A 14,816-nucleotide genomic window follows, 5' to 3' on the forward strand; every position below is an offset into this window, starting at 1 on the left:
AAAAATGTTGGCCTTGACGCGAAAAATTGGTGAGAGAATTGTCATCGGCGACGAAATCGTCATCACGGTGGTGGACGTCAAGGGCGATAACATCCGCCTGGCCATCGACGCGCCGAAAGACGTGAAAATATACCGGGGCGAACTTTACGACGCTATTGCGGCAGAAAATAAACAAGCCGCCACAACCCTGCAGCGGGAAGACCTGGGTCTTTTGAAACAGTTTCGGAAATAGAATGCAGCAATCTTGAAATATGTCTTAAATTGACGTATGATCACGGAAAAAGAAAATATAGCGGACAATTTGACCGAAATTAGCAAAATTTTACCCATAACCTGACTTAATAGACCGGAAGGGTCTCACGATATATTTATTGAGAATATACATGGACAGGTCATCTGGCGGCCGATGGCTGACCTGTCCGGATATTCATCAAACCGGGCACGGATGCCTGGCAATAAAATTCAAGGAGGAAGCAATCTCATGATTATCAACCACAATATTCCTGCCCAGAACACTTACAACCGCTTGACTTTCAACAACTCTCAGGTCAGCAAATCCCTGGAAAAACTGTCTTCCGGTCTCCGCATCAACCGCGCTGGCGACGACGCTGCCGGTTTGGCGATTTCGGAAAAAATGCGCGGCCAGATCCGTGGCCTGGATCAGGCAGTCCGCAACTCGCAGGACGGCATTTCACTGATTCAAACCGGTGAAGGTGCCCTGAATGAAGTTCACTCTATGCTTCTCCGTATGCGCGAACTGGCTGTACAGGCCGGCAACGACACTAATACTGACAGCGACCGGGCTCACCTGCAGAACGAAGTTAACCAGTTACTGGACGAAATTGATCGTGTTTCCAATACCACTGAGTTCAATACTCGCAAGCTGCTGAGCGGCGAAGTGGTTTCCATTCATGACGAAGTCAAAGGCACCATGAATATTTCCAAAAACACCGCAGCTGATATTACCTTTAGTGTTGGAGCTTCCGTTGGTGGTCCTGAAAACACGGTAGTTGCAAAAGGTGCTGTCGGTCACGGTGCATTTACAATTACCCGTACTGGTTCTGCCAATACTCAAGCATCGATTGAAGTAGCCACCGGCAGTGCCTCTATGTGGGATATTCGCGACCAGTGGGGCAATAAAGTTAGTGGCAACGTTACCATTACTTATGGCGGTGCTAGTATTGGTGCCGGCTCTTCTGTTACCATTACAATTGCCGCAGGTGCTAGCCTGGTTTCCGGCAGCGCTGTAACAGTTCACCTGAGCAGCATTAGCAAATTCAAAGCCGGCGACAGCTTCAGCATTGTCACCACGGCAAGAGAAGCGGCTGAGGGTGATGTTGCAAAAGCCATGACCCTGCAGATCGGCGCCAACTCCGGTCAGACCATGAATGTCGGTTTCGCTGATACCAGCGCTACCGCTCTGAAACTCAAAGCCGAAACCGGCGACAATAAGATTAACCTTACCACTAAGTACGCTGCCAGCGCTTCTTTGACCTTGGTTGACCAGGCGGCCGAAAAGATCTCCGGCATCCGGGCTTCTCTGGGCGCCGCTCAGAACCGTCTGGAGCACACTGTCAATAACCTCAGCACCACCAGCGAGAACCTCGGCGCTTCCGAGTCCCGCGTCCGCGACGTAGACATGGCCAAGCAAATGACTCAGTTCACCAAGGACAACATCCTGGTGCAGTCGGCTACTGCCATGTTGGCCCAAGCCAACCAAACCCCGCAAAGCGTATTGCAACTGCTGCAATAAGCGCGCTATCAATCCATTTGTTTGTAATGGACCGGCATTTGCCGGTCCATTTTGTTGTATTGAGGAGAAAAGTAATCTATGATCGGAATTTTAACAGCAAAACCATAGCAAAGCGAAAGGAAAAATGCAGTTTTTTAGCGAATTTTAACACAATGTTGGAATTGAATTTGAATTAGACTGATTTCACTACAGGATGGTGTCAGCATGACCCAGTTGTCTAATATTCACATCAAACCCGCCAAAAATGGCGATAATACAGCCTTTGTCACGTTAACCGACGGTGCGGCCTACCATCTGCACAGCACCTATGACCCGGTCGCCGAGGCCGGGGACTGGCTGAAGCAATTCGAGCTCCTGCCCAATACCGCCTATATCGTGCTGGGTTTTGGCTTGGGCTATCATGTCCGGGTCTTGCTGGACAAACTGCCGGACAACTCAATCATCGTCGTGCTGGAGCAGGACTCGACCCAGTGTCTGGCTGAGTCCCTGCCCCGAAATTTTCCCGGACAGTACGGCTGGTGCAGCGATGTCCGCATCCATAGTATTGCCGCGCCGGCCCGGCACGCAGCCAATGCGACCGTTGTTCTCATGAACCAGCATTATTTAAAACGGCTCACCCTTTGCCGGCACTATCCTTCCATGGCGATGCAGCCGGAATTCTTCCGGGAAATAGAAGAATTATTCATGGAATCATCCAGGGAGTATTTCCGGGTGCGGGATGGTAATGAAACCGGCGGCATCATTGACCGTATAGAGAACATTTGGCGCAATCTGCCCTATTTCTATAAAAGCCCTGGCATTGCAGCTTTTTATAACGTTTTCGCCAACCGGCCGGCCATCATCGTTTCCGCCGGCCCTTCCCTTAATAAAAATATCCATCTGCTGAAGGAACTGACCGGCAAGGCGCTGATTATTGCCTCAGGCACGGCGGTGGGGGCGCTGCATAAACACGGCATCACCCCTCATGTCATGGCTGCTCTGGACCCTTGGCCGATCATGTATACGGCGGTAAAAGATTTCTTGCAGCCTGATATGACCTTGCTGGCCAGTCCATCAGTCAGACACGACGTGGTGCGCTGCCATCCCGGTCCGCTTCTGTCCTACATACCGACCAACTCAGCCGATGATTTCCCGGCGGCAGTGCGGCGGTTGCTGTCACCGAGCGCCGTTATTCCGGCTAATTTCAGCGTGGCTACAGCCGCCTTCAATTTTGCGGCATTTACCGGCGCGAATCCGGTGATTTGCATCGGCCAGGATTTGGCCTATACTTCCGAATCCCACCATGCCGACGGCGTTCAGACCGTTATGCAGGCGTCGCCCAAAGAAAACGTCACCTTTGTTCCCGGCTATTACGGCGGCACAGTACAGACCGACCTGATGTTCAAGGATATTATCGCCTATCTTACCGATATTTTCAAAGCCTTTCCCGAGCGTACCTTCATAAATGCCACCGAAGGCGGCGCCTATATTCCCGGAGCGGCGCACATCTCCCTTCAGGAGGCGGCCGGGCAACATCTGACTGCAGAATATGACTTCGCCGCTACGGTAAAGAAATTAGCCACCCCGACCGAGTCAGCCAATCAGACGGAAATAGTCGCCCTGCTGGCCGGGATCAGTGCAGCGATAAACGACAGCCGGGAACGGAACCGGGAATGCATGTCCATGGTCGATCAGGCCAGAGACAGCATCAAAGACGGGGGCGAAGCGCTGGACCGGCTGAACCGGGATCTGAAGGCATATATTGACGGGATCAAGGAGTTAAAAGCCTACCCTTATTGCCTATATTACATTGAGCCGATGATCAAGATGCTGGCTTATGAGTATCAAGACGATCCGAGTCCGGCGCGTCTGTTTTGCGCCTATCAGGTAATCCTGAAAAACCTGGAGATTCTGTTTGGTGAATTGACCCCGCTGGTCGAAGCGGCACGGCGGGGAATAGACGGCGAGCAACCGGAAGGCGAAAGGGAGTAGACGATCCATGGGAAATACAAAAAAAGAGTTGGCGTCAGCGGCGCTGAGCGACATCGAAAATTACTACTGGGCCGGTTTTAAACTGCCGCCCGAGCGTTGCCTGCCTTTTTTGCTGTCTTTTTTTCAGCATATGGAACAATTGTCGCTTTATCTGGGCAAGCCTTACGCCCGGCGGCTGCAGCCGCATCTGGCCCAGGCCATGCAAGCCATGGAAAAAAAGGATAACGTCCTGTTGCGGGACGTATTATGGTATGACTTGATGCCCCTGTTAAAAAAGTTATAACTTTGGCCATTGGAAGATGCGGCGCAACGGATCGCGTTTAGAAAGAGGTGCAGTATGCTTAATAATAAATCGGTGCTGATCACCGGTGGGACAGGCTCCTTCGGCAAGCAGTGCGTCAGGATGATTATGGAACGATACAAGCCCAAGCGGCTGATCGTCTATTCCCGGGATGAACTGAAACAGTTTGAGATGCAGCAGGAATTCGCTGCGCCGGCCATGCGCTACTTTATCGGCGATGTCCGGGACGGCAGCCGGTTAAAACAGGCCATGCGGGACGTGGACTTTGTCATTCACGCCGCAGCGCTGAAACAGGTGCCGGCGGCGGAATACAATCCCATGGAATGCATCAAGACCAACATTGATGGTGCCCAGAATGTCATTAATGCGGCCATTGACAATGAAGTGGAAAAAGTGGTGGCCCTGTCCACCGACAAAGCCGCCAATCCAATCAACCTGTACGGCGCGACCAAACTGGTATCCGACAAACTGTTCGTTGCCGCCAATAATATCGCCGGCGGCCGCCGGACCCGCTTCGCCGTCGTCCGTTACGGCAATGTGGTAGGTTCCCGCGGCTCGGTGGTGCCGTTTTTCCGGAAACTGCTGGCTAACGGCGCCACGGAACTGCCGGTGACCGATCCTCGTATGACCCGGTTCTGGATTACCCTGCCCCAGGGCGTGCAGTTTGTTTTAAAGGCGTTTGCGCGGATGCAGGGAGGCGAAGTCTTCGTCCCTAAGATTCCCTCCAGCCGTATTGTCGATTTAGCCGAAGCCATTGCCCCCGGCCTGCCGACCAAGATCGTCGGGATCCGGCCCGGTGAAAAATTACACGAGATCATGTGCCCGGCTGACGATTCCCATCTGACCCTGGAGTTTCACGACCATTACGTCATTCGTCCAGCGATCACATTCACATCGCCGGTAGACTACAGCGCCAACTGCCTGGGGGAAACAGGCCGGCCGGTATCCCAGGATTTTGAATACAATTCGGGCACCAATCCCCATATGCTGACCGTTGAAGCAATTAGGGAGTTGATCTGATGATGCAACGCATCCCTTATGCCAGGCAAAATATCAATCAGGACGACATTCAGACCGTCATCCAGGTTCTGCAGTCTGATTTTTTGACCCAGGGACCGGCAGTGGAAAGATTTGAACAAGCAGTGGCTGCCTATTGCGGCGCCAAATACGCCGTTGCTGTGAACAGCGCCACATCGGGATTGCATATTGCCTGCATGGCGGCGGGATTAGGCTCCGGCGACATCTTATGGACATCCCCCAACACTTTCGTCGCTTCTGCAAATTGCGGCTTATACTGCGGTGCGACGGCAGATTTTGTCGACATAGACCCGCGGACCTACAATCTGAGTGTAGCTGAGCTGGCAGAAAAACTCAACCGCTCCCGGCAGCAGGGAACCTTGCCGAAAGTGGTGATCCCGGTGGATTTTTCCGGTCAATCCTGTGAAATGAAGTCCATCCGGGAGCTTGCCAAGGAGTATGGCTTTACTCTGATCGAAGACGCGTCCCACGCTATTGGCGGCTGCTATCAGGATAACAAAGTGGGCTCTTGCCAGTTTTCCGACATGACCGTACTGAGTTTTCATCCGGTAAAGATCATTACCACAGCCGAAGGCGGCATGGTTTTGACCAATCGGGAGGACCTCTACGAAAAGCTGCTGTTGCTGCGCAGCCACGGCATTACCCGGAATCCGGCCAAGATGGTAGGGGACTCTCACGGTCCCTGGTATTATCAGCAAGTTGATCTAGGCTTTAACTATCGTTTGACCGACTTGCAGGCAGCTCTCGGTTGCAGTCAGCTGCAGCGAATTGACGAGTTCGTAGCCCGCCGGCAGGTTCTGGCGGCAAGATACAATCAGGCTTTATCCCGGCTGCCTTTGACCATACCTTACCAGCATCCTGATGCCTATTCAGCCTATCATCTTTATGTCATCCGCTTGCATACAGGCAAGCTTCGGAAAACTCGCCGGCAGATCTTTGAAGAATTGGTTGGCGCCGGCATTAACGTGAACCTGCACTATATCCCGGTTCATACTCAGCCGTACTATCAACGCTTAGGATTTAAACCCGGCGATTTTCCCCGGGCGGAACAGTACTATCAGGAAGCAATTAGTTTGCCCATGTATTTTGGCTTAACCGACGCGATGCAGGATCGGGTGATTCAGGCCCTGCAAGAGGCAATACAATGAGGACTGTCATTATTGTTCAGGCTCGTATGACCTCCACTCGCCTGCCAGGGAAAGTCTTATTGCCCGTTCTGGGGAAACCGCTGCTGGCCTATCAGATAGAACGACTGCGACGAGTGACTGCAGCCGCTGAAATCGTAATCGCTACTACAACCAATGAAACCGATCAGCCCATTGTGGATCTATGTTCAAAAATGGATATTCCGTTTTATCGTGGGTCAGAAGCGGATGTGTTGTCACGCTATTATGAAGCGGCCAGTTTATTCCGGGCTGAAGCCGTGGTGCGGGTGACCTCCGACTGCCCGCTGATTGATCCGGAGATCATTTCCAATATGATTCATCGCTTTCACGAAGGTTATCCTGACTGTGGCTATGTATCGAATGTGTTCCCCAGAACCTACCCCCGGGGAATGGATACGGAAGTTTTCTCTTTTGCGTCGCTGGCAGAGGCGAATAAGCAGGCGGATATGCCACCGGATCGTGAGCATGTTACCCCATACATCCTGCGACTGCACCAGCCGGACAGGACCGCTAATATATCCTGTTCGCAGGATCACAGTATTCATCGTTGGACCGTTGACACACCGGAAGACTTCGAACTGATCAGACGCATGCTGGAATCTTTGTATCCGGTGAAGCCGACTTTTTCTCTGAAAGATTGTCTGCAAACACTTGCGGCGCACCCGAATTGGGCGTTAATCAACCGTCATATTGAACAAAAAAAGTTTAGTATTCAACGGAGAGTTTGCGATGAAAGATGCAGCAAGGAAAACCATAGCTATCCGCGCCGATTCCTCTCATGTCATTGGTTCAGGCCATGTTATGCGCTGCCTCACTTTGGCCGAAATATTGGGATCAATGGGCTTCAGGCCTACGTTTATTTGTCGCGACTGGCCGGATCATATCGGCCGACAGATCAACGATAGAGGTTTTACTGTACGTTGGCTCCCAGCGCTGCCACAACCGGTTTCGGGACAGATTAATGCAGATAAAATTTGGCCTGATATCAATTGGGCGGACGACGTCCGCGAAACAGCTCATGTTCTCGAAAGGGTCGGGACAATCGATTGGCTGGTTGTCGATCATTATTTGCTGGATGAACGATGGGAAAAGCACATGCGACATTATGCGGACAGGATAGCGGTAATTGACGACTTGGCTAATCGTCCCCATGACTGCGATATATTACTTGACCAAAATTTATACGACCAAACGCAAAAGCGGTATATAAATCTAGTGCCTCCAGCATGCCGCCTGTTTTTGGGCCCTCAATACGCATTGCTGCGCAATGAGTTTTATCCAGTGCGGGCAGCTTTACCTCCCCGTACCGGTCAGATCCGTTCTGTTTTAATTTTCTTTGGCGGCAGCGATTTGACCAATGAAACCGAAAAAACCTTGACAGCCTTGCAAATGTTGAATTTGGGAGGAATTAGAATAGATGTGGTTGTCGGTAGGAACAATCGCTATATTGACCGTATCCGGGATATATGCTCAGCCATGCCGAAAACAACCCTGCATTGCCAAACTAACAATATGGCGGAATTGATGGCAGCGGCTGATGTAGCGATTGGGGCTGGCGGGACCACTACCTGGGAACGGTGCTTCCTGGGATTGCCGTCTTTGACCGTCATTGTAGCGGATAATCAGCGGGAAGTCACAGAAATGGCGGCTAAGGCTGGTGTTACGGTGAATTTGGGTCTAAGCAGCCATGTCACCGCGAAAAATATTGCGCAGGCGCTGCAAGGGGCACTGGACGATCCTGGCCGGATGTGCCGGATGTCGGCTAATGCCATGAAGATCATGGGTACTTACGCCCCCCCGGAACAGCATCCGTTGGTGCGACAAATATTGGAGGAAAAGCATGCTTAGACAGGAAAACTGTTCCTTGAGACCAATGTCCCCGACCGATCTGGATCAGGTCCTTGCCTGGAGAAATTCGCCGCGGATACGGGCTGCCATGTTTAGTGATCACATAATCACTATTGAAGAACACCGGGCTTGGTTTCAAAAGGTGCAAAATTCTGAGGGGAGCAAACTTCTGATTTTTCTATTGGAGGACATTGCGGTCGGTGTCGTCAATATTACGGATATTGATTTCCGTCACAACCATTGCTTTTGGGGTTTTTATATCGGCATAGAGCCGGCACCGTCCGGCACAGGTTTAGCGATGGGGTATTTCGCGTTAAATTATGCTTTCGGAGAACTGGGTATCCGTAAATTGTGCAGTGAAGTGATTGTCTCTAACACGACAAGTTTACGGTATCATCATCGCCTGGGATTTTATGAGGAAGGCCAGTTCCGGGAGCATGTAAAGAAAGACGGGATTTATGCGGATGTTATACGCCTGGCCTGTTTCCGGAGTGATTGGGAGAAAGTCAAAAGAGATATTGCACAACGCTGTTTTGGTGGTGAGTGAATTTGAAAGAGATTGTAATAGCCAATAGAAGAATCGGATTAGAGCATCAGCCGTTCATTATCGCGGAAATGTCCGGCAATCACAACCATTCCCTTGACCGGGCGCTGGCCATCGTGGAAGCGGCGGCTCAAGCCGGCGCCCATGCCTTGAAAATTCAAACCTATACGGCTGATACCATGACTTTAAACATTGATAGCGGAGAATTTCACATTGACGATCCTCAAAGTCTGTGGAAGGGGGCTTCTTTATACAAGCTGTATCAGGAAGCCTATACTCCGTGGGAATGGCACAAGCCAATATTTGACCGCTGCCGTGAACTGGGTATGGTTGGCTTTAGCACGCCCTTTGACGAGACAGCGGTTGATTTTTTAGAGTCTCTGGCTGTACCATGCTATAAAGTAGCATCCTTTGAAAATACCGATTTGCCCCTGATTCGTCGCATCACGGCAACTGGCAAGCCGATGATCATTTCTACCGGTATGGCCACTGCCGCCGAATTGGATGAGTCGGTCAGAACTGCCCGGGAGGCAGGCTGCCAGGATATCGTATTATTAAAGTGTACCAGTACCTATCCGGCCTCACCGGAGAATTCCAACCTGCGTACTATCCCGCATATGAGCCAGCTGTTTGACTGCCAGGCAGGATTGTCCGATCATACGATGGGTGTGGGTGTAGCAGTGGCCAGTGTTGCATTGGGCGCTACGGTCATTGAAAAACACTTTACACTGGCCCGGTCAGACGGCGGGGTAGACGCGGCATTCTCGCTGGAACCTGCGGAAATGAGACAGCTTGTCGTGGAAACCGAGCAAGCTTGGCAAGCGTTAGGACGCGTCCAGTATGGGCCAACCGAGAAGGAGAAAGCATCGTTACAATATCGCCGGTCACTGTATGCCGTCGTTGATATTCAACCGGGGGAAATATTTACCGCGCAAAACATCCGGGCGATTAGGCCTGGGTCGGGCTTGCCGCCTAAATTTTATGATGTAATTCTTGGGAAAAAAGCAAGCCATTTTATCAAAAAAGGTACGCCGTTACATTGGGATATTTTATAAAATAGCGTCGCGGCAATATGTTAAGGATGGTGCAATATGGATACAGATGAACGGCAGGGTATAGCAGCACAAATTGCTGCTTTGCACGAGACGTGCGAGAGTGCAATCCATTATATCTATAATAAAGCCGTTGACGGCGAGTTAGCCAGTGTGAAAGATATTGCGGCTGATACCGCTGCCGCCTATTCTGCGATTTTACGGCATGTTGACGTCATAGCCACCAAACAGGAAATGCAATTTTTCTCTCTGCTCGGCGCTCTTATACAGTTGGAGCTTAACGGCCTGAGCCAAGCGCTGCAGGACCGGCGGCGTGAGTATCAAACCTCCGGCGCTTTTCGGGCATTGGTAAACCACTACTGCTTTTCCGAGCAGTTGTTTCCTTGTTTGCAAAACTGCGGAGCAACAGTGGGTACGATTGACGTCGAACACATATTCTCAACGCCGCGGTATATTCTCAAACTGGCTCAATTGCCCATGATTTTGTCACAGACGCAGCAAAAGCCTTCGCTTTTATCCTATTGCGATTCCATATTGCAGCAGGCGGAAGCACGTTTTGCGGAGACGCGGGATATAAGTTCGGAGGCTGTCGGCAGTTTTGTCGAGACGATCATGCCGGAAGACCGGCATACGCAAATCCTTCTATATTCTTTTCTACTGCAAGTTACTTTTGACCCCAGGTACTTTGCATTGCTGACCGACTATATCCAAAACGGCGAGATTACTGTTGCCGCAAAGAACGAGCTTTACTGGTTCCTTTTGCATAAATCCTTTGCGGTTCCGAAAATTCGCCAGGCCAGGAATTCATGTTCTATGAGGGCATGCTATCAGTCCTTGTTTCAAGAATGGAAAAGGCAGGTTGTCAAGCATCGCGATTGGCTGCCTTATATGAACCGTAAAAAAAAATCAGTTATAATTTTAACGTCTCAATTTCTTGGCCTTATGCACGCTCCTACCAGAATGGCTATGGATCACTGCATTAGTTTGAAAAAACTGGGATGGGATGTTTCCATTATTAACGTGGCCTCTATGCCTCATGATAGTCTTTCTCTTTACTTGTATAAGCCTTTTGTGGCAAACCATATTCCGAAGCTGGATCATGTTTCCTACATAGAAGATGAGGCGGATAATATCAGGTATAAACTGCCGTTTCGTCAGTGCAAAGAAATCCTGACATCGCGGGTTGAACTGGAATCGGTATTAGACTTCATATATCAGGTGAATCCAGAATTGGTTTATTGTGTTGGCGACTCCAACTTATTGGGCGATCTTTGCAGCCAGTTTACTACCGTGGCTGTATTGCCGTGTTCCTTTGAGTTTCCTGTGATGGCAGGGAGTATCCCGGTAATTTTTAGAAGGTTATGTGAGTCTGATGGCGAGATACTGTTGCATGATAATTTAGAGGCCGGGGATGTCGTGGAAGCTACGCCAACATATCGCGTTACGCGGCAAGAAAAAAAATTCGAGCGGTCTGCTTTCGACGTGCCTGAGTCGGCCTTTGCCGTGGCTATCGTCGGCAATCGCCTTGACCAGGAAATAGATGCACCTTGCGTTGAGGAGCTCGACAGACTGTTGCAGAATGATCCGGAAGTCTTTTTGGTATTCATTGGCTCACTGACGAAACATGGCGAGTTGTGCAGCCGGTTTAGGACGTTTGCCGCCCGGTCCGTTTGCATTGGATACCAGCAGGAGTTGATGGCTGTTTATGGAATGTGCGACGCCTACCTGAATATTCCACGCAGCGGTGGCGGCACCTCTGCGGTAGAGGCGCTGGTCGCCGGACTGCCGGTGATGACCCTGCCTGCAGGCGATGTGGCGTTTGCGGTGGGAGAGGCTTTTCAGTTCGCCGGTTTTAGCGAGATTGAGCAATATGTCCGGCGATGCATTATAGACCGGGAGTTTTATAAGGAACAGCAAAGCCGGGCAGAGCGAAGAGCAGAAGCACTGCTGGATTCAAAAGCGGCTATGGCGGATTTCATAGAAAAACTACGGGGAAAAGCTATGCTGCCGCCAAAGCGGCAATAGAATGCAACGGAGAGAAATTTTCGACTATACCGTTTAATATACCCGAGACATGAGGAGGATCAGAAAATGGCCTTTTATTCGGAATCGGAGCTGAAAGCGATGGGCTTTCATTATCTTGGCGCGAACGTGAGAATTAGTGCCAAGGCCTCTATTTATCAACCGGAAAGTATGGATTTGTATGATAATTGCCGGGTAGATGATTTTTGTTTGCTTTCGGGGAGAATTGCGATCGGCAGGAATGTTCATATTGCCGCTTATTGCAATGTGGCCGGTGCGGATGAAGGGATTACTTTCGAGGATTTTTCAGGGTTAGCCTATCATTGTAATGTTTTCACCAGATCGGATGACTATTCCGGGGAAACCATGACCAACCCAACAGTTCCGGCAAAGTATAAGAATGTAAAAAAAGCCGCTGTTCGGATTGGTCGTCATGTGATTGTGGGTACGGGAAGTGCCATCTTTCCGGGAGTTACAGTGGCGGAAGGATGCTCTGTTGGCAGTCTAAGCGTGGTGACCAGGAGTACTGAGCCGTGGATGATTTACGCCGGCGTTCCGGCAAAGCCAATTAAACAACGCAGTCAAAAATTATTGGAGCTCGAACGGAAATATTTAGCGGAACAGCAGGGATAATTCCAACCAATAGCAATGGGAAAAGATTGCTTAAAGGAGTGCTGATAATGCTCATCCGATTTAATAAGCCATATTCCACTGGAAATGAACACCAATACATGACTCTTGCCATGCAAAATCATAAATTGTCCGGTGACGGGGATTTTACGAAAAAATGCTGCCGTTGGCTGGAGCAGCATCTCCAATGCCGGAAAGCTCTGTTAACTCATTCTTGTACGGCTGCCCTTGAAATGGCGGCTATGCTGGCAGATATCCGGCCGGGTGATGAAGTCATCATGCCGTCTTACACATTCGTGTCGACCGCTAATGCTTTTGTGATGCGCGGCGGGATTCCCGTGTTCGTGGACATTCGGCCTGATACTCTCAATATTGACGAGGCAAAAATGGAAGCAGCGATTACGGACAGGACAAAAGCCATCGTTGTGGTGCATTATGCAGGCGTTGCCTGCGATATGGACCCTATCATGGCCCTGGCTGCAAAGTATAGTTTAATCGTCATTGAAGATGCGGCCCAGGGAATTATGTCCGGCTATAAGGGGAGACCACTCGGGTCCGTAGGGCATCTTGCCGCCCTGAGCTTTCACGATACCAAAAATATTACATCCGGCGAAGGCGGGGCACTACTGATCAATGACAGCCACTTTATTGACCGGGCGGAGATAATCTGGGAGAAGGGCACAAACCGCAGCCGCTTTTTCCGGGGGCAGGTGGATAAATACACCTGGGTGGATATCGGCTCGTCTTTTCTGCCCAGTGAGCTGAACGCCGCCTATTTGTGGGCGCAGTTGGAGTGTGCCTCCAAGATCACCCAGGCCCGGCTGAATGTCTGGCATGAATATCATGAGAGATTGCAGTCTCTGGAGCGAGCGGGGCATATTAGGCGCCCGGTCATCCCGGACGGATGCGCTCACAATGCGCACATGTATTATTTGCTGGTGCAGAATTTAGATGTTCGCACCAGGTTAATCGATCACCTGCAAAGTAAAGAAATTTACGCAGTTTTTCATTATGTGCCTCTGCATAACTCACCGGCGGGATTACAGTATGGAAAACAACAGGGCGAACTGAAACAAACGGAACATTTGGCGGATTGTCTGGTCCGCTTGCCTTTGTGGGTTGAACTGACCAACGCTGAAATCCAATATATTACTGATGAGGTGCGGGCTTTTTTTGATCATTGACATAAGCAATGGCGTATTATCAAATGCTCCTATACGATTTGTACTCAAAACTAAAGACTTTTGATATCAGACCTAAACTATTACGTAAAAAAATATATGTATTGATGCGTGTCAGCATGGTCAAACGGGTAAAAGCTATACTGGAGCTGCTATGAAAAAATCCAATTAAAGGAGACGCGCTATGAAAGATATTCTTGATATCCTCATGGACACAGTAAAATTTAATGAACTGGGAGGAATAGAAGAATGCATAATAGAGCCCCGAAAATTTAAGAATTCCAGGGGATCTGATTTATTCGGCTATCCTTCCAAACAATTATATAAAGCGAGCATCTATTATGACTATCATATAAAGAACTCAAACTTTGAAAAAGCAAATGAGATATTGGGACAAATAAAGATAGCCATTATTATTCAAGAATTAGCAAACTTATATAAAGAGACTTTTTTTAAACATAGCAGCAATGTGGAGTTTTTAAAGGATAAAAAGAGTTTGTTAGATATTTTTATAGATCTGGCCAGTAAATTTTTTGATAAGAGAGAAGAAGACATTAGGAAGCTAATTGATAATGGCAATAAAATATATGCGGATAATTGGAGTCATATAGTTCAAGATGAAGATAATGTGACTCCCGAACAGTTATATAGATTTTATAATTCATTTCAATTTCCAGTGGGGTCTTTATTCCCTGCGATTGTTGAACAAGATTTAGGTTTAGCTTTCCGGGCCTTGCCTATATTATTACTCAACGCGAATGAATGTAAGCACGTATTTGATTTCGGCGGAAATAGCGGGGAAACCCTTATGACAATAGCTAGTAGATGTAATGTACGTGAGTGCTGTTTGATTGAAGAAAATGAAGCAGCGTTAAAGTTTGCCAAATGGCGGGATGAACTTTTTGGCATTCCTAATATGAGCTATAAAAAAGAAAGCGAAATATCTGCTAATATAAGAGAACACCAGGGTAAGTATGATTTTGGAATATGTACAGAAGTTTTAGAGCATGTTTATTATGTAGAAGAAACAGCAGAAACTGTAGCTAAGCTATTGAAAAAAGGCGGTATTCTTTATTTTTCCGCATCATTCGGTTTATACCCGGAACCATCGCATCTGAAAAAGAATATTAGGTACTCTGGCAAAGAAGATGAGTTAATGAGCAAATTTGGTTTAAAAAGAGCAAACATTGAGCTCCCTTTACCCGTACTGAGTAATAGTAGAATATATGTTAAAAGTTAAAAAGGATGAACTGTTTACGGACGCTAATTTGACAGTGATTGATCTAGCCGCTATTCAACATGCTTGCACA

Annotated in this window: 14 protein-coding genes; all 14 read left to right on the forward strand. The window is 49.1% G+C overall.

From position 1 onward, the window contains the following. The first annotated feature begins 4 nt into the window (after nucleotides 1-4). The 14 genes from csrA to ALO_RS17915 all read left to right on the forward strand — a co-directional run bounded on the left by csrA (nucleotide 5) and on the right by ALO_RS17915 (nucleotide 14,746). Entirely contained in the window at nucleotides 5-232 is a 228-nt protein-coding gene (csrA, locus tag ALO_RS17850; RefSeq protein ID WP_004098930.1) for a carbon storage regulator CsrA, read from the forward strand. Between the two features lie 249 nt (nucleotides 233-481). Then, nucleotides 482-1,753 carry a flagellin N-terminal helical domain-containing protein gene (locus ALO_RS23620; protein ID WP_004098932.1) on the forward strand — a complete coding sequence of 424 codons (1,272 nt, stop codon included), beginning with the start codon at nucleotides 482-484 and terminating at the stop codon, nucleotides 1,751-1,753. 204 nt (nucleotides 1,754-1,957) lie between these two features. Further along, nucleotides 1,958-3,724, forward strand: a complete 1,767-nt coding sequence (locus tag ALO_RS17860) for a motility associated factor glycosyltransferase family protein (protein ID WP_004098934.1) — start codon at nucleotides 1,958-1,960, stop codon at nucleotides 3,722-3,724. 7 nt (nucleotides 3,725-3,731) lie between these two features. Then, nucleotides 3,732-4,007 (forward strand): hypothetical protein, encoded by a 276-nt coding sequence (locus tag ALO_RS17865; RefSeq protein WP_004098937.1) that lies wholly within the window; start codon nucleotides 3,732-3,734, stop codon nucleotides 4,005-4,007. A 54-nt stretch (nucleotides 4,008-4,061) separates the two neighbouring features. Continuing rightward, nucleotides 4,062-5,045, forward strand: coding sequence for a UDP-N-acetylglucosamine 4,6-dehydratase (inverting) (gene pseB / locus ALO_RS17870; protein ID WP_004098939.1), 984 nt, complete (start codon nucleotides 4,062-4,064; stop codon nucleotides 5,043-5,045). A gap of 2 nt (nucleotides 5,046-5,047) precedes the next feature. Next, a complete protein-coding gene (gene pseC, locus ALO_RS17875) occupies nucleotides 5,048-6,211 on the forward strand; it encodes a UDP-4-amino-4,6-dideoxy-N-acetyl-beta-L-altrosamine transaminase (RefSeq protein ID WP_040293838.1) in 1,164 nt (387 codons plus the stop codon). Further along, nucleotides 6,208-7,134: a cytidylyltransferase domain-containing protein gene (locus ALO_RS17880; RefSeq protein ID WP_004098943.1), complete on the forward strand. Its 927-nt coding sequence runs from the start codon at nucleotides 6,208-6,210 to the stop codon at nucleotides 7,132-7,134. The genes pseC and ALO_RS17880 overlap by 4 nt, the downstream gene beginning before the upstream one ends. Next, on the forward strand, nucleotides 7,031-8,077 hold the full coding sequence (gene pseG, locus ALO_RS17885; RefSeq protein ID WP_238528323.1) for a UDP-2,4-diacetamido-2,4,6-trideoxy-beta-L-altropyranose hydrolase: 1,047 nt from the start codon (nucleotides 7,031-7,033) through the stop codon (nucleotides 8,075-8,077). The genes ALO_RS17880 and pseG overlap by 104 nt, the downstream gene beginning before the upstream one ends. Then, nucleotides 8,070-8,624 carry a UDP-4-amino-4,6-dideoxy-N-acetyl-beta-L-altrosamine N-acetyltransferase gene (gene pseH / locus ALO_RS17890; RefSeq protein ID WP_040293806.1) on the forward strand — a complete coding sequence of 185 codons (555 nt, stop codon included), beginning with the start codon at nucleotides 8,070-8,072 and terminating at the stop codon, nucleotides 8,622-8,624. The genes pseG and pseH overlap by 8 nt, the downstream gene beginning before the upstream one ends. 2 nt (nucleotides 8,625-8,626) lie before the next feature. Then, a complete protein-coding gene (gene pseI / locus ALO_RS17895; protein WP_004098948.1) occupies nucleotides 8,627-9,676 on the forward strand; it encodes a pseudaminic acid synthase in 1,050 nt (349 codons plus the stop codon). A gap of 36 nt (nucleotides 9,677-9,712) precedes the next feature. Continuing rightward, nucleotides 9,713-11,698, forward strand: coding sequence for a glycosyltransferase (locus ALO_RS17900; protein ID WP_004098949.1), 1,986 nt, complete (start codon nucleotides 9,713-9,715; stop codon nucleotides 11,696-11,698). Nucleotides 11,699-11,764: 66 nt separating this feature from the next. Beyond that, on the forward strand, nucleotides 11,765-12,328 hold the full coding sequence (locus ALO_RS17905) for an acyltransferase (RefSeq protein ID WP_004098950.1): 564 nt from the start codon (nucleotides 11,765-11,767) through the stop codon (nucleotides 12,326-12,328). A gap of 47 nt (nucleotides 12,329-12,375) precedes the next feature. Next, nucleotides 12,376-13,509, forward strand: coding sequence for a dTDP-4-amino-4,6-dideoxygalactose transaminase (gene rffA, locus ALO_RS17910; protein WP_004098951.1), 1,134 nt, complete (start codon nucleotides 12,376-12,378; stop codon nucleotides 13,507-13,509). Nucleotides 13,510-13,690: 181 nt separating this feature from the next. Beyond that, a complete protein-coding gene (locus ALO_RS17915) occupies nucleotides 13,691-14,746 on the forward strand; it encodes a class I SAM-dependent methyltransferase (RefSeq protein ID WP_004098952.1) in 1,056 nt (351 codons plus the stop codon). Nucleotides 14,747-14,816 lie beyond the last annotated feature (70 nt).

Origin of the sequence: Acetonema longum DSM 6540 (genome assembly GCF_000219125.1) — a bacterium.
GTDB classification, from domain to species: Bacteria; Bacillota; Negativicutes; order Sporomusales; family Acetonemataceae; genus Acetonema; species Acetonema longum.